Raw genomic sequence first — 364 nt, forward strand, 5'->3', positions numbered from 1 at the left:
GGACCGTGTAGAAACAGCCATTATCGAATGTGCGCATCATGCACCCCTTTAGACGAGATAACCCCATGCGTCGCGAGCGTAGCGCGCGGCATCCGCCAGCAATTCAGCGCGTGTCCGGTATTGCGGTCCGACGCATGCCGCGCGGTCTTCGCCGTCGTGCATGTCAACAAACCGCCAGCAAGGGACGCCCGCCGGATTCGAATTCGTGTACCCGAGCCCAGCAAACCGCGATGCGTGAATGGTGAGCCGATTAACGCCGTTATAGAGTGCCATTGTGTAATCCGTTATGTGTTGAACGTGAGACAAATAGTAACGGGGGCGAGCGGAACCATCCACAACAACCAAAGTTCTTCGTCGGGGTTTT

General features: G+C 56.6%; 1 protein-coding gene. It reads right to left on the minus strand.

Translation table 11 applies throughout. The features are described 5' to 3' along the window. Positions 1-48: 48 nt before the first annotated feature. Positions 49-364 (minus strand): hypothetical protein (locus tag AC1RPQ_RS08175; protein WP_481762289.1); only part of this gene is annotated, 316 nt, incomplete at its 5' end.

This window comes from Dellaglioa sp. CoH-57-MRSF-21 (genome assembly GCF_056781915.1).